Origin of the sequence: Knoellia koreensis, assembly GCF_013041615.1 — a bacterium.
Taxonomy (GTDB): Bacteria; Actinomycetota; Actinomycetes; order Actinomycetales; family Dermatophilaceae; genus Pedococcus; species Pedococcus koreensis.
Map to the genome: position 1 here is coordinate 657,008 of NZ_JABEPQ010000002.1, position 22,369 is coordinate 679,376.

23 protein-coding genes are annotated in these 22,369 nt (G+C 71.4%); 8 read left to right on the forward strand and 15 right to left on the reverse strand.

Going from position 1 to position 22,369, the window contains the following annotated elements:
- Positions 1–21: 21 nt before the first annotated feature.
- Positions 22–591, reverse strand: a complete 570-nt coding sequence (locus tag HJG52_RS11385; RefSeq protein WP_171243692.1) for a hypothetical protein — start codon at positions 589–591, stop codon at positions 22–24.
- 66 nt (positions 592–657) lie between these two features.
- Here HJG52_RS11385 and HJG52_RS11390 point away from each other — a divergent pair, with 66 nt between their 5' ends.
- The 4 genes from HJG52_RS11390 (at position 658) to HJG52_RS11405 (ending at position 5,069) form a co-directional block, all read left to right on the forward strand.
- Positions 658–1,500 (forward strand): hypothetical protein, encoded by an 843-nt coding sequence (locus HJG52_RS11390; RefSeq protein WP_171243693.1) that lies wholly within the window; start codon positions 658–660, stop codon positions 1,498–1,500.
- A complete protein-coding gene (locus tag HJG52_RS11395; RefSeq protein ID WP_346767697.1) occupies positions 1,497–1,892 on the forward strand; it encodes a GntR family transcriptional regulator in 396 nt (131 codons plus the stop codon). The genes HJG52_RS11390 and HJG52_RS11395 overlap by 4 nt, the downstream gene beginning before the upstream one ends.
- Before the next feature lie 44 nt (positions 1,893–1,936).
- The gene (locus HJG52_RS11400) at positions 1,937–3,220 is read left to right on the forward strand and encodes a glycoside hydrolase family 3 N-terminal domain-containing protein (protein ID WP_346767698.1); all 1,284 of its coding nucleotides are present in this window, start codon (positions 1,937–1,939) and stop codon (positions 3,218–3,220) included.
- A 286-nt stretch (positions 3,221–3,506) separates the two neighbouring features.
- Entirely contained in the window at positions 3,507–5,069 is a 1,563-nt protein-coding gene (locus tag HJG52_RS11405) for an HNH endonuclease (RefSeq protein ID WP_171243694.1), read from the forward strand.
- Between the two features lie 25 nt (positions 5,070–5,094).
- Here HJG52_RS11405 and tsaD read toward each other — a convergent pair whose 3' ends face one another.
- The 9 genes from tsaD to glmS are packed head-to-tail and all read right to left on the reverse strand — an operon-like array spanning position 5,095 to position 13,785.
- Entirely contained in the window at positions 5,095–6,144 is a 1,050-nt protein-coding gene (gene tsaD, locus HJG52_RS11410) for a tRNA (adenosine(37)-N6)-threonylcarbamoyltransferase complex transferase subunit TsaD (protein ID WP_171243695.1), read from the reverse strand.
- A complete protein-coding gene (gene rimI, locus HJG52_RS11415) occupies positions 6,141–6,611 on the reverse strand; it encodes a ribosomal protein S18-alanine N-acetyltransferase (RefSeq protein WP_240977792.1) in 471 nt (156 codons plus the stop codon). Before rimI ends, tsaD begins: the two co-directional genes overlap by 4 nt.
- Positions 6,608–7,264 (reverse strand): tRNA (adenosine(37)-N6)-threonylcarbamoyltransferase complex dimerization subunit type 1 TsaB, encoded by a 657-nt coding sequence (gene tsaB / locus HJG52_RS11420; protein WP_171243696.1) that lies wholly within the window; start codon positions 7,262–7,264, stop codon positions 6,608–6,610. The genes rimI and tsaB overlap by 4 nt, the downstream gene beginning before the upstream one ends.
- Positions 7,264–7,743 (reverse strand): tRNA (adenosine(37)-N6)-threonylcarbamoyltransferase complex ATPase subunit type 1 TsaE, encoded by a 480-nt coding sequence (gene tsaE / locus HJG52_RS11425; RefSeq protein WP_346767699.1) that lies wholly within the window; start codon positions 7,741–7,743, stop codon positions 7,264–7,266. Before tsaE ends, tsaB begins: the two co-directional genes overlap by 1 nt.
- Positions 7,736–8,905 (reverse strand): alpha/beta fold hydrolase, encoded by a 1,170-nt coding sequence (locus HJG52_RS11430; protein WP_346767700.1) that lies wholly within the window; start codon positions 8,903–8,905, stop codon positions 7,736–7,738. The genes tsaE and HJG52_RS11430 overlap by 8 nt, the downstream gene beginning before the upstream one ends.
- A complete protein-coding gene (alr, locus tag HJG52_RS11435) occupies positions 8,902–10,059 on the reverse strand; it encodes an alanine racemase (RefSeq protein WP_171243697.1) in 1,158 nt (385 codons plus the stop codon). The genes HJG52_RS11430 and alr overlap by 4 nt, the downstream gene beginning before the upstream one ends.
- A gap of 31 nt (positions 10,060–10,090) precedes the next feature.
- The gene (locus tag HJG52_RS11440) at positions 10,091–11,554 is read right to left on the reverse strand and encodes a bifunctional ADP-dependent NAD(P)H-hydrate dehydratase/NAD(P)H-hydrate epimerase (protein WP_171243698.1); all 1,464 of its coding nucleotides are present in this window, start codon (positions 11,552–11,554) and stop codon (positions 10,091–10,093) included.
- A 7-nt stretch (positions 11,555–11,561) separates the two neighbouring features.
- Positions 11,562–11,912, reverse strand: a complete 351-nt coding sequence (locus HJG52_RS11445) for a holo-ACP synthase (protein ID WP_171243699.1) — start codon at positions 11,910–11,912, stop codon at positions 11,562–11,564.
- A 13-nt stretch (positions 11,913–11,925) separates the two neighbouring features.
- Entirely contained in the window at positions 11,926–13,785 is a 1,860-nt protein-coding gene (glmS, locus tag HJG52_RS11450) for a glutamine--fructose-6-phosphate transaminase (isomerizing) (protein WP_171243700.1), read from the reverse strand.
- A 56-nt stretch (positions 13,786–13,841) separates the two neighbouring features.
- Between glmS and coaA the strand changes: the two genes are divergently transcribed.
- The gene (coaA, locus tag HJG52_RS11455; protein WP_171243701.1) at positions 13,842–14,813 is read left to right on the forward strand and encodes a type I pantothenate kinase; all 972 of its coding nucleotides are present in this window, start codon (positions 13,842–13,844) and stop codon (positions 14,811–14,813) included.
- 90 nt (positions 14,814–14,903) lie between these two features.
- Positions 14,904–16,313, forward strand: a complete 1,410-nt coding sequence (locus HJG52_RS11460) for a class II fumarate hydratase (RefSeq protein ID WP_171243702.1) — start codon at positions 14,904–14,906, stop codon at positions 16,311–16,313.
- Between the two features lie 26 nt (positions 16,314–16,339).
- On the opposite strand, the gene HJG52_RS11465 is transcribed toward HJG52_RS11460, so the two are convergent.
- The 3 genes from HJG52_RS11465 to HJG52_RS11475 form a co-directional block, all read right to left on the reverse strand.
- Positions 16,340–17,083, reverse strand: a complete 744-nt coding sequence (locus tag HJG52_RS11465; RefSeq protein WP_171243703.1) for an aggregation-promoting factor C-terminal-like domain-containing protein — start codon at positions 17,081–17,083, stop codon at positions 16,340–16,342.
- A 290-nt stretch (positions 17,084–17,373) separates the two neighbouring features.
- Positions 17,374–18,609: an RNA 5'-3' helicase PhoH2 gene (phoH2, locus tag HJG52_RS11470; protein ID WP_240977982.1), complete on the reverse strand. Its 1,236-nt coding sequence runs from the start codon at positions 18,607–18,609 to the stop codon at positions 17,374–17,376.
- A gap of 454 nt (positions 18,610–19,063) precedes the next feature.
- The gene (locus HJG52_RS11475) at positions 19,064–19,825 is read right to left on the reverse strand and encodes an isoprenyl transferase (RefSeq protein ID WP_171243704.1); all 762 of its coding nucleotides are present in this window, start codon (positions 19,823–19,825) and stop codon (positions 19,064–19,066) included.
- Positions 19,826–20,011: 186 nt separating this feature from the next.
- Between HJG52_RS11475 and trhA the strand changes: the two genes are divergently transcribed.
- Positions 20,012–20,722: a PAQR family membrane homeostasis protein TrhA gene (trhA, locus tag HJG52_RS11480; protein WP_171243705.1), complete on the forward strand. Its 711-nt coding sequence runs from the start codon at positions 20,012–20,014 to the stop codon at positions 20,720–20,722.
- On the opposite strand, the gene HJG52_RS11485 is transcribed toward trhA, so the two are convergent.
- Both HJG52_RS11485 and mca read right to left on the reverse strand, forming a co-directional pair.
- Complete coding sequence (locus HJG52_RS11485) at positions 20,719–20,937, reverse strand: hypothetical protein (RefSeq protein ID WP_171243706.1); 219 nt, start codon at positions 20,935–20,937, stop codon at positions 20,719–20,721. The two genes, trhA and HJG52_RS11485, sit on opposite strands and share 4 nt — an antisense overlap.
- The gene (gene mca / locus HJG52_RS11490) at positions 20,934–21,869 is read right to left on the reverse strand and encodes a mycothiol conjugate amidase Mca (RefSeq protein WP_346767702.1); all 936 of its coding nucleotides are present in this window, start codon (positions 21,867–21,869) and stop codon (positions 20,934–20,936) included. Before mca ends, HJG52_RS11485 begins: the two co-directional genes overlap by 4 nt.
- A 123-nt stretch (positions 21,870–21,992) precedes the next feature.
- Between mca and HJG52_RS11495 the strand changes: the two genes are divergently transcribed.
- Positions 21,993–22,358: a DUF4307 domain-containing protein gene (locus HJG52_RS11495; RefSeq protein ID WP_171243707.1), complete on the forward strand. Its 366-nt coding sequence runs from the start codon at positions 21,993–21,995 to the stop codon at positions 22,356–22,358.
- The last annotated feature ends 11 nt before the right edge of the window (positions 22,359–22,369 follow it).

The window sequence follows — 22,369 nt, forward strand, 5'->3', positions numbered from 1 at the left end:
CGATCCTGCCAGAGCGGGGCTTCAGCCCTCGGAGTCGACCCCGCAGGCCAGGTAGACGAGGTGCTTCACGCCGGAACTGACGTTGTCGTCGAGGCGAGTCTCGACCGTCCCCCAGACGCGCTTGGCCTCCACCTCGACCCGCGGCCCCTCTTCGGTGGTGCGAACCGCGGCGAGGGTCCTTGCGCAGTCGGACACGGTGAGCTGCAGGCGCAGCGGTGCCGAGCTGCCAGGACCGAGCCGCAGCGGTGCCGGTGTCGTCCGCGCCCCGGTGATACCGGGGGCGGCGATGGACACCGAGTCGATCGTCACGGGGACCAGCCCCCGGTTGACCAGGGTCGCCTCGAAGACCACCACCCGCGTGGCGGTGTCTGCCTGTCCCTGCGAGCTGCCATCGGTGGCGACGTGCGGGACCAGGAGACCGGACCACCAGCCCAGGACGGCGAGCGCGATCAGAACCGTGATGCCGATCGCGGTGCGGCGCAACACGATTCGTTCACGTCGGTCGATCGAGTCCGCAGCCGGGGCGATCTCCTGCCAGACCTCGGTCGACACCCACCCCACGCCGCGCCCCTTCGCGCTCAGCTCGCTCATGGTCATGAATGTATCACTGTATTGACACATTGACACAAGCCCTGTGTGTGGTCCACAGTGACGTCCATGGCACAGCTGATGGTGATGGGACTGGTGGTGGCGGTTGCCGTGGCGGTCTGCCTCTACGCAGCCGTCGCAGCCTTCAAGCAACCGGTCAGCCGACCACGGTTGGAAAAGTTTGCCGCGCGTCAACGGCTCAGGGTGACCGCCGACAACGGCCCACTGGTGCTCCACGCCCTGGGGATCACGCAGCGCTGGCGAACCCTCGGGCTGTGGACCGGCATCGCGTGCGGCGTCCTGTGGTCGCTCCGGGAGGGTCGACTCACCCTGGACTTCGCGGCCGCCTTCATCGGGTGGTTTGCCGGCGCCGTCGTGGCCGAGTGGCGGATCGCGGGCATACCGCGGGGTGAGGGTCGACGGGCGGCGTCGCTGGCGCCGCGCACGCTGTCGAGCTACCTGCGTCGCGGCCCCCTTGTGACACTCGCGGTGGCGCTGGCCATCTGGCTCGGCGCCACGATCGCGGCCGCCCTCAGGACCGGGGGCCTTGCGCCCTGGGCCTGGGCCGCGGTCACCCTGAGCGGTCTCGCGCTGCTCGTGCTCACGCTGCGCCGCGTGGTCGACCGTCCCCAGCCACCGGCCGGGGACGACCTTGTCGCGGCTGACGACGCGCTCAGGGCCAGGGCTGCCGCGGTCCTGACGGGTTCGGCGATCGCGGCCCTGGGGCTTCCGACCGCGGCCGTGTTCGAGGTCGCGGGGCGCTCCGAGGCGGTCTACGGAAACGCCTCGTGGGCCGCGATCGGGCTGCTGCTCATGCTGCTCGAGCTCGGAGTCGGTTGGCGGCTCGCCACGGATGCCAGCCCTGCCCGCACCGGCCGAGCTCGACCGGCACCGGCGGCAACCCAGTCGTGATCATCGACATCGACCCCGACGGCGCCGTCCCGGCATACGAGCAGCTGCGCACCCAGGTGACCGAGCTGGTTGCGAGCGGCACCCTGGCCGCCGGCACCCGGCTGCCCAGCATCCGCCAGCTCGCGTCGGACCTCGGTCTCGCGCCAGGCACGGTGGCCCGCGCCTTCCGCGAGCTGGAGGCCGACGGGCTGGTCACCAGCCGGGTCCGCCACGGCACCGTCGTGACCGGGCCGGCCGGCGGGGTGCAGGCCGCCGACCAGGCTGCGGCCGAACGCATGCTGCACGACGCCGCGCGCACCTTCGCGCTGGCGGCCCGCCGGCTCGGCATGAGCGACGACGGCGCCGTCCGGGCCGTCCGCGCCCAGCTCGAGACGCTGCCACACCAGGGCTAGCGCGAGTTTCGCCCTGCTCGGCCGCGCGGGATAGGTTCGGCCGCGTGACCTCGACCCGACTGCTGCGACCGGCCCGCGCCCTCGGCGCGCTCGCCGTGGTGTCCGCACTGGGCGTCGTCACCGCCTGTTCGACCGGCGAACCGGGAGCCTCGCCCACCACCTCGGCCGGCGCGTCGTCCACGACGTCGACGTCCACCACGTCGACGTCGACCGCTTCGGGTACGACGAGCGCTGCGCCGACGACGAGCCCGAGCACGACTGTCACCGCGAGCAGCACCCCCGTCCCGCCGTCCTCGTGCGGGCAGCGGCTCGCCTCGGCGATGACACCGGCTCAGCGGGCCGGGCAGCTGTTGATGGTGGGCATGCAGTCGAGCGGGAGCTCGCGGGCCCTGGCCGCCCAGGTGAAGAAGCAGGGCCTCGGTTCCGTGATCTTCCTCGGCGGGTGGAACGACGGATCCGCTTCCGTGGCAACAGTTTCCAAGCGCCTCCAGGCTGCGGCGGGTGGCGACCTGCTGATCGCAGCCGACCAGGAGGGCGGCCAGGTGCAGCAGCTGCGAGGAGCGGGCTTCACGCGCTTCGCCTCGGCACGCACGCAGGCCCAGTCCTCCCCCGGCGCCGAGGAACGCAACGTCACCGCGTGGTCGCGAGAGCTGCGCAAGGCTGGCATCAACGTCAACCTGGCCCCCGTTGCCGACACCGTCCCCACCGCGCTCGGCGCCGGCAACGCGCCCATCGGGCGCTTCCGCCGCGACTTCGCGCCGGGATCACCCAGGACCAATGCCACGTATGCCGCGGCGTTCGTCCGCGGGTCCCTCGCCGCCGACGTCGCACCCACCGTGAAGCACTTCCCCGGCCTCGGCCGGGTCACCGGCAACACCGACGTCACTGCGAGCGGCATCACCGACTCGACCACGGCGGCAGGCGACCCCTACCTCGCACCCTTCGAGGCCGGCATACGAGCCGGTGCACCGCTGGTGATGATCTCCTCGGCAAGGTATCCGCGGATCGACCCCGACAACCAGGCCGTCTTCTCCAAGGCCGTCATCACCGATCTCCTGCGGGGCGACCTCGGTTTCGACGGCGTCGTCATCACCGACGACGTGGGTGCCGCCAAGGCGGTGGCGGCGGTGTCGCCCGGGGCGCGGGCAACACGGTTCATCGCGGCGGGCGGCGACATCGTCCTCATCGCCCAGCCCGGCCTGGCGGCACCGATGCTGTCGGCGATCGCGCAGAAGCGCGTCTCGAGCAAGGCGTTCGCGGCGCAGGTGGATGCTGCGGCCGCGCGGGTGCTCGACCTCAAGGTCGACCTCGGTCTGGTGCGCTGCTAGGAACTGCCTCACGGCACCGCGTCGACACCACGCGTCAGCGAGTGCGCGGGTGAGCGACCTGCCGGACTTCTACCGCATCCGGGTCCAAGACACCGCGACCGCCAAAACCCTGGCCGACGCCTTCAGCCTGCTCGGGTTTCCACCTGCGGCCTGCCGCCCGGACGAGCACCAGGGGTCTCATGACAGTGGGCGCAGGCACAAGGCAGTTACGAAATTCGTTGTGCTGAAACGAAATTCGTGTGCACAAACAGTTGCATCACTGTTCGAACAACTGTACGATACGGGTATGACAACGACCGCCCCGGGCCGCAGCGCCGTGCAGCAGGTGCAGGACCTGCTGCGCGCCCTGGCCCGGGTGGACGGTGCCGGGATGGATGACGCAGCCCGGGTCGACCTGATCACCGCGATGGAGCAGCTCAAGGGTGCGGCAGCGGCGGCGCAGGCGAGAGTCACGGTCGCCTTCGCCGACTCCCAGCTCGCCGACACGGCGGACGGAACCCTGCGCGAACGGGCGCAGGCCCGTCGGTCCGTGCACGCCCAGGTCGCACTCGCCCGCCGGGTCTCACCCTCGCTGGGTGACCGGTACGTCGGCGCCGCCCGCGCGCTGGTGGCCGAGATGCCTGCCACCATGACCCTGCTCACCGCAGGCACCATCGGCGAGGACGCCGCGGTCGAGCTCGTCACTGCCACCGCCGCCACGACCGTGGAGGTGCGCCGTGAAACCGACCGGCGCCTCGCCGGACCCGGCGGTCCCGCCGGGCAGGTCAGTCCACGCCGCCTTGGACAGCTCGGCCGGGCCGTGGTCGCCGAGCTCGACGCCGCCGGTGTCGTCGCCAGGAACGAGCGCGCGGTGGCGTCCCGTCGGGTCACCTGTCGGCCCGCCCCGGACGGAATGGCCTACCTCACCGTGCTCGGGCCGATGCACGAGACCGTCGGCGCGTTCGCCGCGTTGAAGAAGCACGCCGCGACCGTCATGGCCGGCCGCGACCCCGCGGGCGAACTACCCCAGGGCAGGCACGATGGCGCCATCATGGCCGACACCGCGCTGCGCCAGCTGTCCGGCCGCCGTCTCGGTCAGGTGCAGCCCGTCGCGGTCCAGCTCGTCATGACCGACCGCGCCCTGACCGGTATCGGCAACCCGGACCGGTCCGTCATGGAGCCCGCCCGCATGGTCGGCCACGGACCCGTCCCCGCCCCCACCGCCCGAGCCTGGCTACGCCAGCACGCTCCCACCACGACCAGCAGCCGCGCCCACGACGGGCCTTCCACCGTGCCGGGGACGACCCAAGCGGACGGGGATGCCGACGAAGCGACCGATGTGGCTCAGCTGGCGCACGTCTGGGTGCGGCGCCTGTTCACCGAGCCCACCGGGCGCGACCTGGTCGCTCTCGAGTCCACCGCCAGCCTGTTCCCACCCAAGCTCGTCGACTACCTCGTGCTGCGCGACGATGCCTGTCGCACGCCCTGGTGCGGCGCCCCGATCGCCCACGCCGATCACGTCAACCCGCGCCACGCTGGCGGAAGGTCCGCCGCGGCCAACGGCCAAGGGCTGTGCGCCCACTGCAACCTGACCAAGGAAGCACCCGGCTGGCACCACGAGGTCACCGCCACCGAAGTCCACCACCCCCACGAGGGGCCCCACACGGTCCGGATCACCACCCCCACAGGGCACACCTACCACTCGAGCGCACCACCGCTGCTCGGCCGGAATTGGCACCCGCCCTCCCAGGACCTGGATCAACGACCCGACTGGTGCGACTCTGACTCCGGAGCACCCCTGGACACCGACTGGGCCGAGATCGCACGCATCCAGTACGACCTCTACGGACCATGGGACCGCGTCGCCTGACGGTGCTACCCAGCGAGCTTGGCCCTTAGGCCTGGACCTCGGTCACGGGCATCGAGGAGTCCGCCGGGATGTCGAGCGGCGACGCGTCGCGCCCCTTGAGCACCATCTGCGCACCCAGGGCGGCGACCATGGCGCCGTTGTCGGTGCACAGCCCCGGCCGCGGCACCCGCAGGGTGATGCCGGCGGCGTCGCATCGTTCCTGGGCCATGGCCCGCAGCCGCGAGTTCGCGGCGACGCCGCCGCCGATCTGGAGGTTCTCGACGCCGTTGCTGCGGCACGCGTCGATGGCCTTGCGGGTCAGCACGTCGGTGACGGCTTCCTGGAACGACGCGGCCACGTCAGCCACCGGCACGGGCTCACCGGCCGCCTCCCGGGCCTGCACCCACCGGGATACGGCGGTCTTGAGGCCGGAGAACGAGAAGTCGAACCGGTGCCGCTCCACGTCACGTCCGGTCGTCAGCCCGCGGGGGAAGTCGATCGCGACCGCGTTGCCGTCACGGGCCGCCCGGTCGATGTGCGGACCGCCGGGGAACGGCAGGCCCAGCACTCGCGCCACCTTGTCGAACGCCTCCCCCGCGGCGTCGTCGATGGTCGCGCCGAGCGAGGTGATCTCGTGCGTGACGTCGGGCACCAGCAACAGCGACGAGTGGCCGCCGGACACGAGCATCGCCATCGTGGGCTCGGGCAACGGGCCGTGCTCGACGATGTCGACGGCGACGTGGCTGGCCAGGTGGTTGACGCCGTAGAGCGGCTTGCCGAGGGCCACGGCGAGCGACTTGGCGGCGGCGACTCCCACCATGAGCGCACCGGCCAACCCGGGCCCGGACGTCACGGCGACCGCGTCGATGTCGGCCAGCTTCACCCCGGCATCCCTGGTCGCCCGCTCGATCGTCGGGACCATCGCCTCCAGGTGGGCGCGGCTGGCGACTTCGGGCACCACCCCGCCAAACCTCGCATGCTCGTCCACGCTGCTCGCGATCGCATCGACGAGCAAGGTCTCGCCGCGCACGATGCCGACACCAGTCTCGTCGCATGACGTCTCGAAGCCGATGACAAGGGGTTCGTCCTTGCTCATGCGGTCACCTCCCGGGTCAGGTCGCGGCGCATCACCAGGGCGTCGACGTCACCCGGCTGGTAGTACCGGCGCCGCACCGACAGCACCTCAAAACCGTTGCGGTCATAGAGCTTTCGCGCCGCGTCGTTGTCTGCGCGCACCTCGAGCATGAGGCATGCCGCGTGGTCCGCGCGAGCGCGTGCCACCAGCTCGCCCAGCAGGGCGCGGCCGACTCCAAGGCCCTGGGCGGCCGGCCCCACCGCCACGGTCATCACGTCGGCCACCTCGCCCCCGAGGTCGAGTCCGGCGTACCCGAGGACATCGCCGTCGGGTGACTCATGGACGACGTAGGACCGGCGAGGGCGGCCTGCGAGCTCGGCCCACCAGGTCTGCTCGCTCCAGGCGTCGTCGGCGAAGAGCTCGGCCTCGAGCCGAACCAGTGCCGGGATGTCGGGCCAGGCCATGTCACGCAGGGCGAGGTCGATCATCGTGATGCCCGCTCGGCGGTCGTGAGTGCATCGGGGCGACGCAGGTAGAGCGGCTCCACGGGCATCGGCCGTCCCGCCGCAATGCCCTCGATGCCTTGTGCCGCAAGGGCGCTCGCGTCGACATCCAACACGTCGACCGCTTGCGGAAACAGCTCCGGGTAGAGGACAGGGCCACGCCCCGCTGTCGGCAGCGCCCGCACATCGGCCGGCAGGTCGGCGGGTCGGTCGACGGCCGGGTCGGTGACGCGGGTCGCACGACCGCCATCGACGGCATACCTCGCCCAGTAGACCTCCTTGCGCCGCGCGTCGGTGGCCACGAGCAGGTCACCCTCGACTCCCGCATCCGCCGCCTGCCGGGCGAGCGCATCGAGGCTCACCACGCCGTGCACCGGTATGCCGCGTGCGTGGGCGAACACGAGACCGCTGACGATGCCGACGCGCAGGCCGGTGAAGGGACCCGGCCCGGTGCCGACCACCACGTCGGTGACGTCGGCCGGTGTGTGACCGGTCTCGGCAAGCACCCGCTCGATCAGTGGAGCAACGTGTTCGGCATGGGCTCGGGCGTCGAGCACCGTTGCACTCACAGGATTTTCGCCATCATGGAGGCAGACGGTGATCGCCGAGGTGGAGGTGTCGATCGCCAGCACCAACATCAGCGCACTCCCTCTTCCAGCCCGGACAGGTCGACGTCGTCCCAGCGCGCACCGTGGCTGGCCCACGAGACGGTGCGGGCGTCCTCGCCCTCGAGCACGAGCTCGAGCCGGTCATCGGAGAGTCCCTCGGCCAGGCCGTGGCCCCACTCGACCACAGTCACCGACTCCTCGAGCGAGGTGTCCAGGTCGAGGTCGTCGAGCTCGGCGAGGCCGCCGAGGCGGTAGGCATCGACGTGCACGAGCGCCGGTCCACCGACGAGCGACGGGTGCACCCGCGCGATGACGAAGGTCGGTGACGTGATGGGACCACGCACCCCGAGGCCCTCGGCGATGCCCTGGGTGAGGGTCGTCTTGCCAGCACCCAGACCGCCGGTGAGCACCACGAGGTCGCCAGCACGCAGCAACTGGCCCAGGCGGATCCCCCACGCACGGGTCTCCTCAGCCGTCGGCAGTATCCCCCGCAGGCGTCCCTCAGCCACGGCGTCGGGACTTCCTCGCCTTGGCGACCTCCCGCCGCTTGGCGAGGTCGGTCACCGTGCGCCGCACCCGCGGCTTGCGCGAGACGGCGATGCCCTCGGCAGCCGCTCGTTCCGCACGCTCGACGAGCGACAGGAGCTGCTCGTTCACCACGTCGGGATGCTCGAGCATGATGATGTGCCCGGCCTCCTCCACCACGACGTGCTCGGCGCCGGGCACGATCTGCACGATGGCCTCGGAGTGGTCGGGAGGCGTCAACAGGTCACCAGATCCGTTGAGCACCAAGGTCTCCACGCCGTTGAACTGCTTGAGCGCGGCCCGCTTGTCGTGCACGTTGATGCTCGGCAGGAACTCCGACATCACCGCCAGCGGGGTGCCCATGATCATGTCTGCGGTGTAGCGAATCGTGTTGCGCGACACCGGCGAAGCGAAGCTGTAGTGGTCGACGATGAGGTCCTCGATGTCGCGCCCGACCCGGCGCGCGGTGTCGACGAGCTGCTGGCGCGTGCCGAGGCGCGCGAGGAACCGCGGCCCGAGCCGACCCAGCAGCCGCCCGAGGAACTGGCCGAACCCGAGCGTCACCATGTTCTGCCCACCCGCGCTCGTGGCGACGAACGCCGCCGCGACCACCCGGTCACGCACCAGCTCGGGGAACTGCTCGGCCAGCGACATCATCGTCATGCCACCCATCGAGTGGCCGACCAGCACGAGCGGGCCCTCCGGCGCGACCTCGTCGATGACGCTGTGGAGGTCACGACCGAGCTGGTCGATGGTGGCCGTGTCCGCCGGGGCCCGCTCCGACTCGCCGTGGCTGCGCTGGTCCCACAGGACGACTCGGTAGCCCGCCTCAACCAGCGCCTTGCGCTGGAGCACCCAGCTGCGCAGGCTCAGCGTGTAGCCGTGGGAGAACACGATGGTCGGCTTGCCCGGGTCGGCGCCACCGGTGGGCTCGTCGACCTCGACGTGCAGGGGTGTCCCGTCGTCGGCGACCACGACGAGTTCCTTACCCGGCACGACCGCGTAGACGCCCTCGGGCGCCAACGCGGCATACCGGGCCACGCGGTCGCGGTTGACGCGGCCGGCTGCGACGCCAGCGGCGGTGGCCACACCGGCAGCAGCGAGTCCGACACCGAGCCCGATCAGCCCGCGGTTCGCAGGGCTCACGCGTCCGCCCCGACGTAGACGCGCGGGACCCGTGCACCAAGCCTGGTCACGACCTCGTAGTTGATCGTGTCGGCGGCGACGGCCCAGTCCTGCGCGGTCGGTTCCCCTTCGGCGCCGACTCCGAACAGGACCGCCTCGTCACCGGCTGCCGCCGGCGACTGTGCCCCGAGGTCGAGGACGAACTGGTCCATGCAGACGCGTCCCGCCACGGAGTACCGCTGACCGGCAACCTGCACCGGACCGGCGTTCGAGGCATGCCTGGGTATGCCGTCGGCGTATCCCATGGGGACCAGGCCGAGTCGCGTGTCGGTGGACGTCGTGTACGTGTGGCCGTACGAAATCCCTTGTCCCGCAGGGGCATCCTTGACCAGGGACAGGTTCGCCACGAGGCGCATGGCCTCGCGCAGGCCGAAGTCCTCGGGTGCACCGAGGTCGGGCACCGGCGACAGGCCGTAGACGGAGACACCGGGCCGGACGAGGTCGTAGTGCGCCGAGGGGTTGGTCAGGGTGGCCGCCGAGTTGGCCAGGTGACGCACCTGCGGCCGCACCCCGGCCCGCTCGAACTGGGCGATGATGCCGTCGAACCGCTCCTGCTGTCCCCGCACCGTCGGGTGCTGCGGCGCGTCGGCGTACGCGAAGTGGGAGAAGAGGCCGACGACCTCGACCGCGCCCTCGGCCTGCGCCTTCGCGACGCCCGCGAGCAGCGCCTCGAGGTCGGCGTCCCAGGCGCCGTTGCGCCCCAGGCCCGTGTCGACCTTGACGTGGATGCGTGCCGTCGAGCCGGTCGCGGCAGCCGCCGCGAGCACCTCGTCCAGCGCCCACGTCGAGGCCACCCCGAGGTCGACGCCCTCGCTCACGGCAGGTCCGAAGTCCTGTCCCGGCACGTGCAGCCAGCTGAGCACCGGCACCTCGACACCGGCGCCCCGCAGGGCGCGGCGCAGCTCGAGCGCCTCGGGCAGTTGCGCCACGCCGAGCCAGGTCGCACCGCCCCGCACCGCCGCCAGTGCGCTCGGCACCAGCCCGTGGCCATACGCGTCGGCCTTGACCACGGCCATCACCTCGGCCGAACCGGCGCGTTCCGCCAGGGCGCTCACGTTGCCGCGGATCGCGCCGAGGTCGACCTCGGCGCGTGCGGGAAGGGCCTGTGTGCTCATGGTGCGGAGCAGTCTTTCATGCAGCGCCGGCTCAGCGACGCAGGAGGGCAGCGACCGTGGCCGGCACCGCCATCGCCACGGCCAGCGCGCGCACGGGACCGCCGGGGTTGGCGCGGTCGGCCGCGACACCGTGCACCAGCGCGGCGAGGCTGCCCGCGTCCAGCGGCGAGAGCCCGGCCGCCAGCAACGTCCCGGCGATGCCCGACAGCACGTCGCCGGCGCCCGCTGTCGCCAGCCACGGCGGCGCGTCGTCCTGCGAGCGGACTGGCAGGCCGGAGTCCGAGGGCGGCACGACGAGCGTGATGGCCCCCTTGAGCAGCACGGTCGCGCCGGTGTGGTCGGCCACCGTGCGCGCGTGCCGCAGCGGGGCGGCGGTGACGTCCGTGCGGCTGACGTCGTCGCCGGTGAGCCGGCTGACCAGTGTGGCGAGCTCGCCGGCGTGCGGCGTGAGGAGGGTCGGTGCGTCCCGACGGCCCGCGACGAGCGCGAGCCCGCCGGCGTCGACGAGGAGCGGCAGGTCGCTGTCGATCGCCTCGCGCGCGACCCGGAGCTGTGCGTGCGCGTCGGACCCCTCCGCCTCGACGTCGAGCCCCGGCCCGACGACCCATGCCTGCACGCGTCCCGGACCGTGCACCGCTTCCGGCACCGCTGCGCGCACCAACCTGGTCGGGGTCGGCGGGCCCACGTACCGCACCATCCCGACGCCCGACTCCACGGCCGCCGTACAGCTCAGGACCGCCGCACCCGTGTACGCCTCTCCCCCGGCCACGATCCCGAGCACCCCGCGGGAGTACTTGTCGTCGGCGGCCCCCGGGACGGGCCACAGGGCGGCCACGTCGTCGAAGTCGAGCCGCTCGACGTCGGGTCCGCCCTCGACGTCGAGGCCGATGTCGATGAGCGTCAGCTGCCCCACCGCCGCCTCCGTGGCGGGCAGCAGGTGCACCGGCTTGGCGACCCCGAAAGTCACCGTCTCGTCGGCGAAAACCCCTGTGTCCGTGCCGATCTCACCGGCGGGGTCCTGCCCCGAGGGCAGGTCGACGCTGACGACGTATGCCGTGTCCGGCACCTCGTCGAGCCAGCGCCGGGCCGCGTCGGGCAGCCCCGGTCGGCCACCGATACCGAGGATTCCGTCGATGACGACGTCGGCATCGCCTAGCGCCTCGCGCACCGCCGCCTGGTCACTGCCGTCGACGATGCGCACGCCGGCAGCTTCCCAGGAGTCCTTGTCCCCCAACGGAACTCCGCGCTCGCCCACGACTGCCGACGCGGCATACCCGGCATCGGCGAGGTGCGCCAATGCATAGAGAGCGTCCCCACCGTTGTTGCCCGAGCCGACCAGGCCGACCACCGTGGCGCCACCACGCTCGGCCAATCGGGCGCGACACACCTCGGCGAGGCCGCGCGCCGCACGCGCCATGAGCTCTCCCTCCGGCAGTCCCGCCATCACGGACTCCTCGGCGGCACGGACCCGGTCCGCGGCATACGCCCTCAGCATGGTGACCTCATCCTTCGGCGACGACGACAGCGGAGGCGATACCCGCGTCGTGCGACAACGACACGTGCCAGGCGTGCACCCCGAGCGCCTCGGCCCGCGCGGCGACCGTGCCGCCGATGACGAGGTGGGGCCGGCCGCCCTCGTCCTTGCGCACGGTGGCGTCGTGCCACTCCAGCCCGGCCGGTGCGCCGAGGGCCTTGGCCAGTGCCTCCTTGGCGGCGAACCGGGCGGCGAGCGAGTTGAGCGGCAGCGCCCGCTCCTCCTCGGTGAAGAGCCGGTCGCGCAGGGCCGGGGTGCGCTCGAGCGTCTGCCCGAACCGCTCGACATCGACCACGTCGATCCCGACCCCGACGATCACCGGCGCACCAGGCTCACTCGACCGTGACGCTCTTGGCCAGGTTTCGAGGCTGGTCGACGTCGAGGCCCTTGGCGGTCGACAGCTGGAGCGCGAAGACCTGCAGCGGCACCACGCTCAGCAACGGCGCGAGCAGCGGCGCGGTCTTCGGCACCCGGATCACCTCGTCGGCGAAGGGCACGACGTCCTCGTCGCCGTCCTCGGCGATGACGAGCGTCCGCGCGCCTCGGGCCCGGATCTCCTGGATGTTGGAGACGACCTTCTTGTGCAGCTCGTGCGGGGTGCCCGGCCCGGGGACCACGATGAAGACGGGCTGACCGGGCTCGATCAGGGCGATCGGCCCGTGCTTGAGCTCACCGGCCGCAAAGCCCTCGGCGTGGATGTACGCGAGCTCCTTGAGCTTGAGCGCACCCTCGAGCGCGACGGGGAAACCGACGTTGCGCCCGAGGAAGAGCACCGAGCGGGTGTCGGCCATGAACCGCGCGATCTCGCTGACGCGGTCCATGTTGCCCAGCAGCTCCTCGAGCTTGGCCGGGATCTCGTGCAGCTCCTTCATGACCGCCTGGGCGTCGTCGGCGAAGGTGCCGCCGCGCAGCTGGGCGAGGTAGAGGCCGAGGATGTAGCAGGCGGTGATCTGGGCGAGGAACGCCTTGGTGGACGCGACCGCGATCTCCGGGCCCGCGTGGGTGTAGAGGACGGCGTCGGACTCGCGCGGGATGGTCGAGCCGTGGGTGTTGCAGATCGACAGGGTCATGGCGCCCAGCTCGTGCGCGTGCTTGACCGCCATGAGGGTGTCCATGGTCTCGCCGGACTGGCTGATCGAGACGACGAGGGTGCGCTCGGACGCGATGGGGTCGGAGTAGCGGAACTCGTGCGCGAGCGAGACCTCGACCGGGATGCGGGTCCAGTGCTCGATCGCATACTTGGCCACCATGCCCGCGTATGCCGCGGTGCCGCAGGCCACGATGATGATTCGGTCGACGTCGCGCAGCTGCTCCTCGCTGATCGACATGTCGTCGAGCACGAGGCGCCCGGTGTCGTCGGTGCGCCCGAGAAGGGTGTCGCCGACGGCGTGCGGCTGCTCGTAGATCTCCTTCTCCATGAAGGTCGAGTAGCCGCCCTTCTCGGCCGCAGCGGCGTCCCAGGTGACCTCGTACTCCTTGCCCTGGGCGGGCGTGCCGTCGAAGTTGATGACCTCGTAGGAGTCCGGGGTGATCGTGACGATCTGGTCCTGCCCGAGCTCGAGCGCGTGGCGGGTGTAGCCGATGAACGCGGCCACGTCGGAGCCGAGGAAGTTCTCGCCGTCACCGAGGCCGACGACCAGCGGGCTGTTGCGGCGGGCGCCGACGACGACGCCGGGGCTGTCGGCGTGCACCGCCAGCAGCGTGAACGCGCCCTCGAGCCGGTTGACGACGTTCTTCATCGCCTCGGTGAGGTCACCGGTCGCGGCATACTCCCGCGCCACCAGCTGCGCGGCGACCTCGGTGTCGGTCTCGCTCTGGAAGTGGACGCCGTCGGCCAGCAGCTCGTTCTTGAGCGCGTGGAAGTTCTCGATGATGCCGTTGTGGATCAGGGCCAGCTTGCCGTCCTCACCGGCGCGGTGCGGGTGGGCGTTCTGGTCGGTGGGGCCGCCGTGGGTGGCCCAGCGCGTGTGGCCGATGCCGGTCGTCGAGGGCGGCACGTCGTCCGCCTCGAGGGCCGCCTCGAGGTTGGCCAGCTTGCCGGCCCGCTTCTCGCTGAAGATGCCGTCGGCCGTGTCGAGCGCCACACCCGCGGAGTCGTACCCCCGGTACTCGAGCCGCGCGAGCCCCTCCATGACGACGCCGAGCGCCCGGTCATCGGCGTTCGGGCCGACGTATCCCACGATTCCGCACATGGGCAGCAGGGTAACGGGCGGACGCCCCGATCACGGCATCGCGCCGGTGGGACACAATGGCGCCCGTGAGCCATCCCACCCACGGCCACGGGACGCTGCCGTCGCCGTACGTCGAGCTCGACCGTGACGCGTGGGCGCGGCTGCGCGAGAACCAGCCACTCAGCCTGGGCGTCGCCGACCTGGCCAAGCTGCGCGGTCTCGGCGACCGGATCGACCTGGTCGAGGTCGAGGAGGTCTACCTCCCGCTCTCCCGGCTGCTCAGCTTCTACGTCGACGCGACGGCCGGGCTGCACCGCATCACCTCGAACTTCCTGGGCGAACGGCCGGCCCGCACGCCGTTCGTCATCGGCGTCGCCGGCTCGGTGGCCGTCGGCAAGTCGACCACGGCCCGCCTGCTCAAGGAGCTCCTCGCGCGCTGGCCCAACACCCCCGAGGTAGAGCTCGTCACCACCGACGGGTTCCTCTACCCCAACGCCGAGCTCGAGAGGCGAAACCTGCTGCAACGCAAGGGTTTCCCCGAGTCCTACGACCGGCGGGCGCTGCTGCGGTTCGTCGCCGAGGTGAAGGCCGGCAAGGCGGAAGTCGCCGCGCCCGTCTACTCCCACCTCACGTACGACATCGTCCCCGGCGAGCAGATCGTGGTCCGTCGCCCCGACGTGCTCATCGTCGAGGGCCTCAACGTCCTCCAGGCCCCGCGGGTGCAGGAGGACGGCCGCACCGGCATGGCCGTGAGCGACTTCTTCGACTTCTCCGTCTACGTCGACGCCCACCTCGAGGACATCCGCGAGTGGTACGTCGACCGCTTCCTGCGCCTGCGCGAGACCGCGTTCGCCGACCCCGACTCCTACTTCCACCGGTATGCCGCGTTGTCCGACGACGAGGCCCGCGCCACCGCCCTGCGCATCTGGACCGAGATCAACGAGGTCAACCTGCGCGAGAACGTCCTGCCCACGCGCAGCCGGGCGAGCCTGGTCCTCGCCAAGGGCCGCGACCACGGCGTGCGCCGCGTCCGCCTGCGCAAGCTCTGACGCCGGCGTCGAGCCCCCACGACGGTGAGGTATGCCGCCAGGGCGACCCCGCGGCATACGTCTCCTTGCGCACGAGCGCATGATTGAGACATGAGCGAGCAGGCAGCGAAGCAGGCGACCCGCACCGAGCACGACTCGATGGGCGAGGTGGAGGTGCCCGCGGATGCCCTCTGGGGCGCGCAGACAGCCCGTGCCGTGGAGAACTTCCCCATCTCCGGCCAGGGCGTGCCGCCGGGCGTGGTGCACGCGCTCGCCCTGCTCAAGGCTGCGGCCGCAGAGGTCAACGCCGACCTCGACGTGCTCGACGCAGACCGAGCCGGCGCGATCGCCGCGGCCGCCCGTGAGGTGGCGGCGGGTCGGCACGACGACCAGTTCCCCATCGACGTCTTCCAGACCGGGTCGGGCACCTCGACCAACATGAACGTCAACGAGGTCGTGGCCCGCATCGCCCACCTCGCGAGTGGCTCCGACGTCCACCCCAACGACCACGTCAACGCCGGGCAGTCGAGCAACGACACCTTCCCCAGCGCACTGCGCATCGCGGCCACCCTCGCCGTGCACCAGCAGCTCGCGCCCGCCCTGCTCCATCTCGCAAAGGCGTTGCGCGCCAAGGAGACCGAGTTCGCCGACGTCGTCAAGGCCGGACGCACGCACCTCATGGACGCGGTGCCCGTCACGCTCGGGCAGGAGTTCGGCGGCTATGCCCGGCAGGTCGAGCTCGGCACCGAGCGCGTGCTGGTCGCAGCGCAGGCAACGGCCGAGCTGCCCCTCGGTGGCACGGCCGCGGGCACAGGTCTCAACGCCGCCCCGGGCTTCGCCGCCGCCGTGATCGCCAAGGTGTCCGAGGCCACCGGGGTGGACTTCCGCGAGGCGCAGGACCACTTCGAGGCGCAGTCCGCGCAGGACGCGGTCGTCGAGCTGAGCGGCGCCCTGAAGGTCGTCGCGGTCAGCCTCACCAAGATCTGCAACGACCTTCGGTGGATGTCCTCCGGCCCGCGCAGCGGCCTGGGCGAGATCCACCTGCCGGACCTGCAGCCGGGGTCGAGCATCATGCCCGGCAAGGTCAACCCCGTCATTCCCGAGGCCACGCTCATGGCGTGCGCCCAGGTGATCGGCAACGACACGACGATCACCATCGCCGGCGCCTCGGGCAACTTCGAGCTGAACGTCATGCTGCCGGTCATGGCCCGCGACATCCTCGAGTCGGCCCAGCTGCTCTCGGCGACGACGCGGCTGCTCGCCGACCGCACCATCGACGGCATCACCGCCGACCGCGAGCGCGCCCGGGAGCTGGCGGAGGGGTCACCGTCGATCGTGACGCCGCTCAACAAGTACATCGGTTACGAGGCGGCCGCTGCGGTGGCCAAGCAGTCCATCAAGGAGCGCCGCCCCATCCGCGACGTCGTGATCGAGCGCGGGCACGTCGAGAAGGGTGAGCTCACCGAGGCGCAGCTCGACGAGGCGCTCGACGTCCTCGGGATGGCCCGTCCGCCGCGCTGACGCGGGGCGAGGCGTCCCTGCCCGGCTCAGTACCAGTGCGGGGAGTTGCTCTGCCAGAAGTTCCAGGCGCCGCACGGGGTGCCGTAGGACGACTTGATGTACTGCAGGCCCCACTTGATCTGGGTGACCGGGTTGGTGCGGTAGTCCGGGCCGACGCTGGCCATCTTCGAGGCCGGCAGCGACTGCGGGATGCCGTAGGCACCGGACGAGGAGTTCTCGGCGGTGTGGCGCCAGCCGGACTCGCCGTTCCACAGGTTGTCCAGGCAGCTCCACTGGCTGTCGTCGAAGCCGTAGTCACCGAGCAGCGCGCGGGCCGCGGCGCGGGGGTCCTTCTGGGCGCCGGCGATCAGGGCCTTCTTCTTGGCCTCGAGGGCCTTGCGCGCCTTGTCGCGAGCGACCTTCTCGGCCGCGTCCTTGCGCGCCTTCTCGATCGCCTTCTTGGCGGCGACGGCGGCGAGGCGGTCCTTCTCCTGGACCGCGGCGATGCTGGCGTTGGTGTCGTTGCGGTCGGCGGCGAGCCGGGCCGAGTCCTCGATCTGGGCGTCGGCGAGCTCGTTGGCCTGGTCGATCGCCTCGGTGCTCACCGTGAACGCGGCGGCACCGGTCTGGCGGTTGTCCGCGGCCTGGTAGCCGGCGGCGGTCGTCGCGACGACGGCGAGCAGCAGGCTGGAGGTGACGGCGGGGCGCCGCACGGCCCGGACGAGGGAGGAGGACTTGGAGACCTGCCTACGGTGGCGCGCGCGGTGGCGGCCCTGGTAGGGCTGACTCATTCGTTCCTCCAAGAGAAAGGCCACCGTGGTGGTGGCCTCGTGGGTGCCGGGGGGATGCACCGCCTGGGCGTCGAGCCAGCCCCGGCGTTACCGAACCGAGACTTTAACCGAAGCCGACGGTCGATCTCCAATCCGTCCACCGGGAATGTGACCAATGTGACGGATGAGGCGCCAAATTCGTCCTTTTGGCCTAGGCGAGGTGGGCGCTTGCGCCGCTGACGCGGCATACGTCCGGTATGCCGCGGGGCCGGGTCGGGCGACCCGGCCCCGCGGTCGTGCCCTGACCGGACTCAGACCTCCAGACCCTCGAGCAGGTCGGTGACCAGCGCGGCGATCGGGCTGCGCTCGCTGCGGGTGAGCGTCACGTGCGCGAACAGCGGGTGACCCTTGAGCGCCTCGATCACGGCCGCGACGCCGTCGTGCCGGCCGACCCGCAGGTTGTCGCGCTGGGCGACGTCGTGGGTGAGCACGACCCGCGAGTTCTGCCCGACGCGCGACAGCACGGTGAGCAGCACGTTGCGCTCGAGGCTCTGCGCCTCGTCGACGATGACGAACGCGTCGTGCAGCGAGCGCCCGCGGATGTGCGTCAGCGGCAGCACCTCGAGCATGCCCCGGTCGAGCACCTCCTCGACCACCTCGTGCGAGACGAGCGCGCCGAGGGTGTCGAAGACCGCCTGCGCCCAGGGACCCATCTTCTCGGACTCGCTGCCCGGCAGGTAGCCCAGCTCCTGGCCGCCCACGGCATACAACGGCCGGAAGACCACGACCTTGCGCTGCTGGCGACGCTCCATGACGGCCTCGAGACCGGCACACAGGGCAAGCGCCGACTTCCCGGTGCCGGCGCGGCCGCCGAGGCTGATGATGCCGACGTCGGGGTCGAGCAGGAGGTCGAGGGCGATCCGCTGCTCGGCGCTGCGACCGTGCAGCCCGAAGGCGTCGCGGTCGCCGCGCACCAGCCGCACCTGCTTGTCGGGCCCGACGCGCCCGAGCCCGGAGCCGCGGGGCGACAGCAGGACGAGCCCGGTGTGGCAGGGCAGCTCGGCCGCCGCGGCGTTCTCGACCCGGCCGTGCTCGTAGAGGTGGTCCATCTCCTCGACGGTCACGTCGAGCTCGGTCATGCCGGTCCAGCCGGAGTCGACGGCGAGCTCGGCGCGGTACTCCTCGGCGGCCAGCCCGACCGCGGACGCCTTGACCCGCATGGGCAGGTCCTTGCTGACGACCGTGACGTCGTTGCCCTCGAGCGAGAGGTTCTTGGCGACCGACAGGATGCGGGTGTCGTTGTCCCCCAACCGGAAACCGGCCGGCAGGCTCGTCGGGTCGGTGTGGTTGAGCTCGACCCGCAGGGTGCCGCCGTCGTCGCCGACCCTGACCGGGGCGTCGAGGCGCCCCTCGCGCACGCGCAGGTCGTCGAGCAGCCGCAACGCCTTGCGGGCGAAGTAGCCGAGCTCCGGGTGGTGTCGTTTGGCCTCCAGCTCGGTCACGACGACGACGGGCAGGACGACCTCGTGCTCGGCGAACCGCAGCATGGCGCGCGGGTCGGAGAGCAGGACCGAGGTGTCGAGCACGAACGTGCGGTGCGCTGGTTTCCGGCTGCCGCGGGCCGTTTTCGACCTGGTCCTCGCGGACGTGGTCGGGCGGGACGTGGCAGGGGTCGAGGCGTTAGAGGCCAATGTCTCTCCTCGGCACAGCGCGCCGTGCGGCGCAGTGCGCCTACTCGCGAACCAGGTGCCGGGACCGGGACCACCACGGGCGGTGGAGCCGGGACCGGCCCCCCGTCTCGAGTCGAGCTCGACCCATGTGGTGGACCTCCCGGACGTGGGACGGGTGCCCCGCGTCACTGCCGACGCTACGACTCACCCGGCCGCGCGGGACGCACCGACGCGGTGTGTCGCGCAGGTGTTCACGCGCTGGTCACGAACCTGCCCGAACGGATGAGGCGGGTGTATGCCGCGTGGTCGCCTTCGCGACCGTCGGCAACCGTCAGCGGCCGAAGCGGCGCTCGCGCTCGGCGTACGACCGCAGCGCCCGCAGGAAGTCGACGTGGCGGAAGTCGGGCCAGTAGGCCTCGCAGAAGTAGAACTCGCTCTTGGCGCTCTGCCACAGCAGGAACCCGCCGAGCCGCTGCTCCCCCGAGGTGCGGATGACGAGGTCGGGGTCGGGCTGCCCCTTGGTGTAGAGGTGGGCCTCGATCTCCTCGACGCTGACGTTCTCGGCGATGGTCTCGACCGGCATGCCGAGGGCGCTCTGCTCGAGCAGCATGGCGCGAACCGCGTCCGCGATCTCGCGCCGCCCGCCGTAGCCGACGGCGACGTTGACGTGCAGGCCCTGCACGTCGCGGGTGGCCTCGGCAGACGCCTTGAGGCTGCGGGCGGTCTCGACGGGCAGCAGGTCGAGCGCGCCGATCGGGTTGAGCCGCCACCGGTGCTCGGCGGCGAGGTCGGCCACCGCGGTCTCGATGATCTGCAGGAGGGGGACGATCTCCTTGGGGCTGCGGGCGAGGTTGTCGGTCGAGAGCAGCCACAGGGTGACGACCTCGACGCCGGCGTCCTCGCACCAGTGCAGCAGGTCCTTGATCTTGTCGGCGCCGGCCTGGTGGCCGTCGTGGGTCTCGAACCCGTTCGCCTTGGCCCACCGGCGGTTGCCGTCGAGCATGACGCCGACGTGGCGCGGGGTGGACTCGGGCCGCAGCCGCTTGGCGAGCCGACGCTCGTACGCGGCATACAGGACGTCCGACAACGCCACCGCCCAGCTCCTCTCCCGTGCCGACCCTCGCGGTGGTCACGCTACTCGCCCCTTGCGTGTCGACGCCGGACGTGGGGCCCGGGTTGGGGGGCGCGGCTGGTGGGCTCACGCGGTGCGGCCCGGCTCACAGCGACTTCACGGCCCTACGGGCGAGTAACCTACGGTCCCGTAGGTTATGGTGGTGTCATGACCGAGCACACCACGGCGCAGACCGCGCGCGACGCGAGCCCCGACCAGGGCGCGGTGAAGTCCGTCATGGCGGCCGTCAAGCCCCGGCTGCGCGGCTGGCTGCACGCCGGCATGACCCCGCTGGCCGTCGCCGCGGGGATCGTCCTCATCGTGCTGGCCCCCAACACCACGGCCCGCATCGCGGCGGCCGTCTTCTCGGTCACCGCGTGGCTGCTCTTCGGCACCTCCGCCGTCTACCACCGCGGCAACTGGTCGCCCAGGGTGGCCGCGGTCCTCAAGCGGATGGACCACTCGAACATCTTCCTCATCATCGCCGGCACCTACACGCCGTTCGCGCTGCTGCTCCCCCGCGCACAGGCCGTGCAGATGCTGCTGATCGTGTGGATCGGCGCCATCGCCGGCGTGCTGTTCCGCGTGTTCTGGGTGGGCGCGCCGCGCTGGCTCTACACGCCGATCTACGTCGCGCTCGGCTGGGTCGCCGTGTTCTACATGGGGCCGCTGCTGCACTTCGGCGGGCCGGCCATCGTCACCCTGATCGCCGTCGGCGGCGTCCTCTACACGCTGGGCGCGCTGGTCTACGGCATCAAGCGCCCGAACCCCTCACCGCGCTGGTTCGGGTTCCACGAGATCTTCCACACCCTGACCGTGGCGGCGTTCGTGGTCCACTACATCGCCGCCTCGATGTCGGTCTACGGCGCGACCAGCTAGCTCGCGTCGCCGTTACCGGAGGCCTTGTCCTGCTTGGCCTTTCGCCGCGCGTCCTGCTCGGCCTCGGCCTCCTTGCGCAGCTCCTCCGAGCGGTAGGACATGCGCCGCATGCGGGCGTTCATGTTGCGCATCAGCAGGTAGAGCACCAGGGCCAGCACGAAGAACGCGAGGAAGCCCCAGATCCCAGGGCTCACCGCCGTCGACGGGGTGTTCATACCGTGGCCTCCTTGCGGTTGTCGTAGACCAGCTCGAGGTCGCCCTTGGTCGCGAGCGCGTCCGCGTCGGCGACGTCACCCAGCCCGGCGAACAGGTCGTCCTCGACCGGCACGACGGGCACGTAGGACACCGCCGCCTCGAAGTCCTCGGTCGGCCACACCCGCACCTGCAGGTCACGCGGCACCTGGAACCACGCGCCGTCGGGGTCGATCTGGGTCGCGTGCGCGAGCAGCGCCTGGTCACGCTGGTCGAAGTAGTCGGAGCACTCGACCCGGGTGGTGATGGTCCGGGCCTTGTCCTTGTCCCAGTTCTTCAGCCAGTCGGCATACGGGTTGTCCAGACCCTGCGCCTCCATCGCCTCACCGAACGCGACGTACTTCTCGCGGTTGTGGGCGTTGTAGTAGAGCTTGAGCGGCTGCCAGGGCTCACCCGCGTGGGGGTATGCCGTCGGGTCGCCGGCCGCGAGGAAGGCTGCCATGGAGACCTTGTGGGTCATGATGTGGTCGGGGTGGGGGTAGCCGCCGTTCTCGTCGTACGTGGTCATGACGTGCGGGCGGAACCGGCGGATCTCGCGCACCAGCGCCTCGGTGGTCACGTCGAGCGGCTCGAGCGCGAAGCACCCGTCGGGCAGCGGCGGCAACGGGTCACCCTCGGGCAGCCCGGAGTCGACGAAGCCGAGCCACGTGTGCTGCACCCCGAGGATCTCCTGCGCCCGCTTCATCTCCTCGCGCCGCACCTGGGAGAGGTCGCGCTCGATGTGCGGGTCGCCCTTGAGGTTCGGGTTGAGCACGTCGCCACGCTCACCACCGGTACAGGAGACGACGAGCACGTCGGCGTTCGTCGCGGCATACCGCGCGGTCGTCGCTGCGCCCTTGCTCGACTCGTCGTCGGGGTGCGCGTGCACCGCCATGAGCCGCCACCGCTCAGCCACTGCTCAACCACTCCTGCTTCATCACTGGGTCCAGCCATCACGGACAATGGGGAGCCGTCTCCTGCGGAGACGACCCACGAACCATCCTCTCACCGCTGCGTCAACACCCGGAAAGGTCCTCCTATGCCACTGCCCCGCCCCGCCCCCGGCACCGGTCGCTGGTGGGTCGTCGGCATCGTCGGCGTCGGGCTGGCAACGGCGGTGGCCGTGTGGCTGGCGCTGGCCAACTCGGTCGGCAAGGTGACCTGGACCGACACCGGCTACAAGGTGGTCGACGACCGCAGCGTGCAGGTGCAGTTTGACGTCACGCGACCTGCGAACACGCCCGTCACGTGCCGGGTGGAGGCGCTGGACAAGACCTTCGGTGTCGTGGGCGCGATCGAGGTCAAGGTGCCCGGCACCACGCAGACCACGGTGGGTCGCCGAGAGGTCATCCGCACCGCCGCCCGGGCCGTCACCGGCACGGTCAAGAGCTGCACCAAGGACTGACCGCGGGCGTG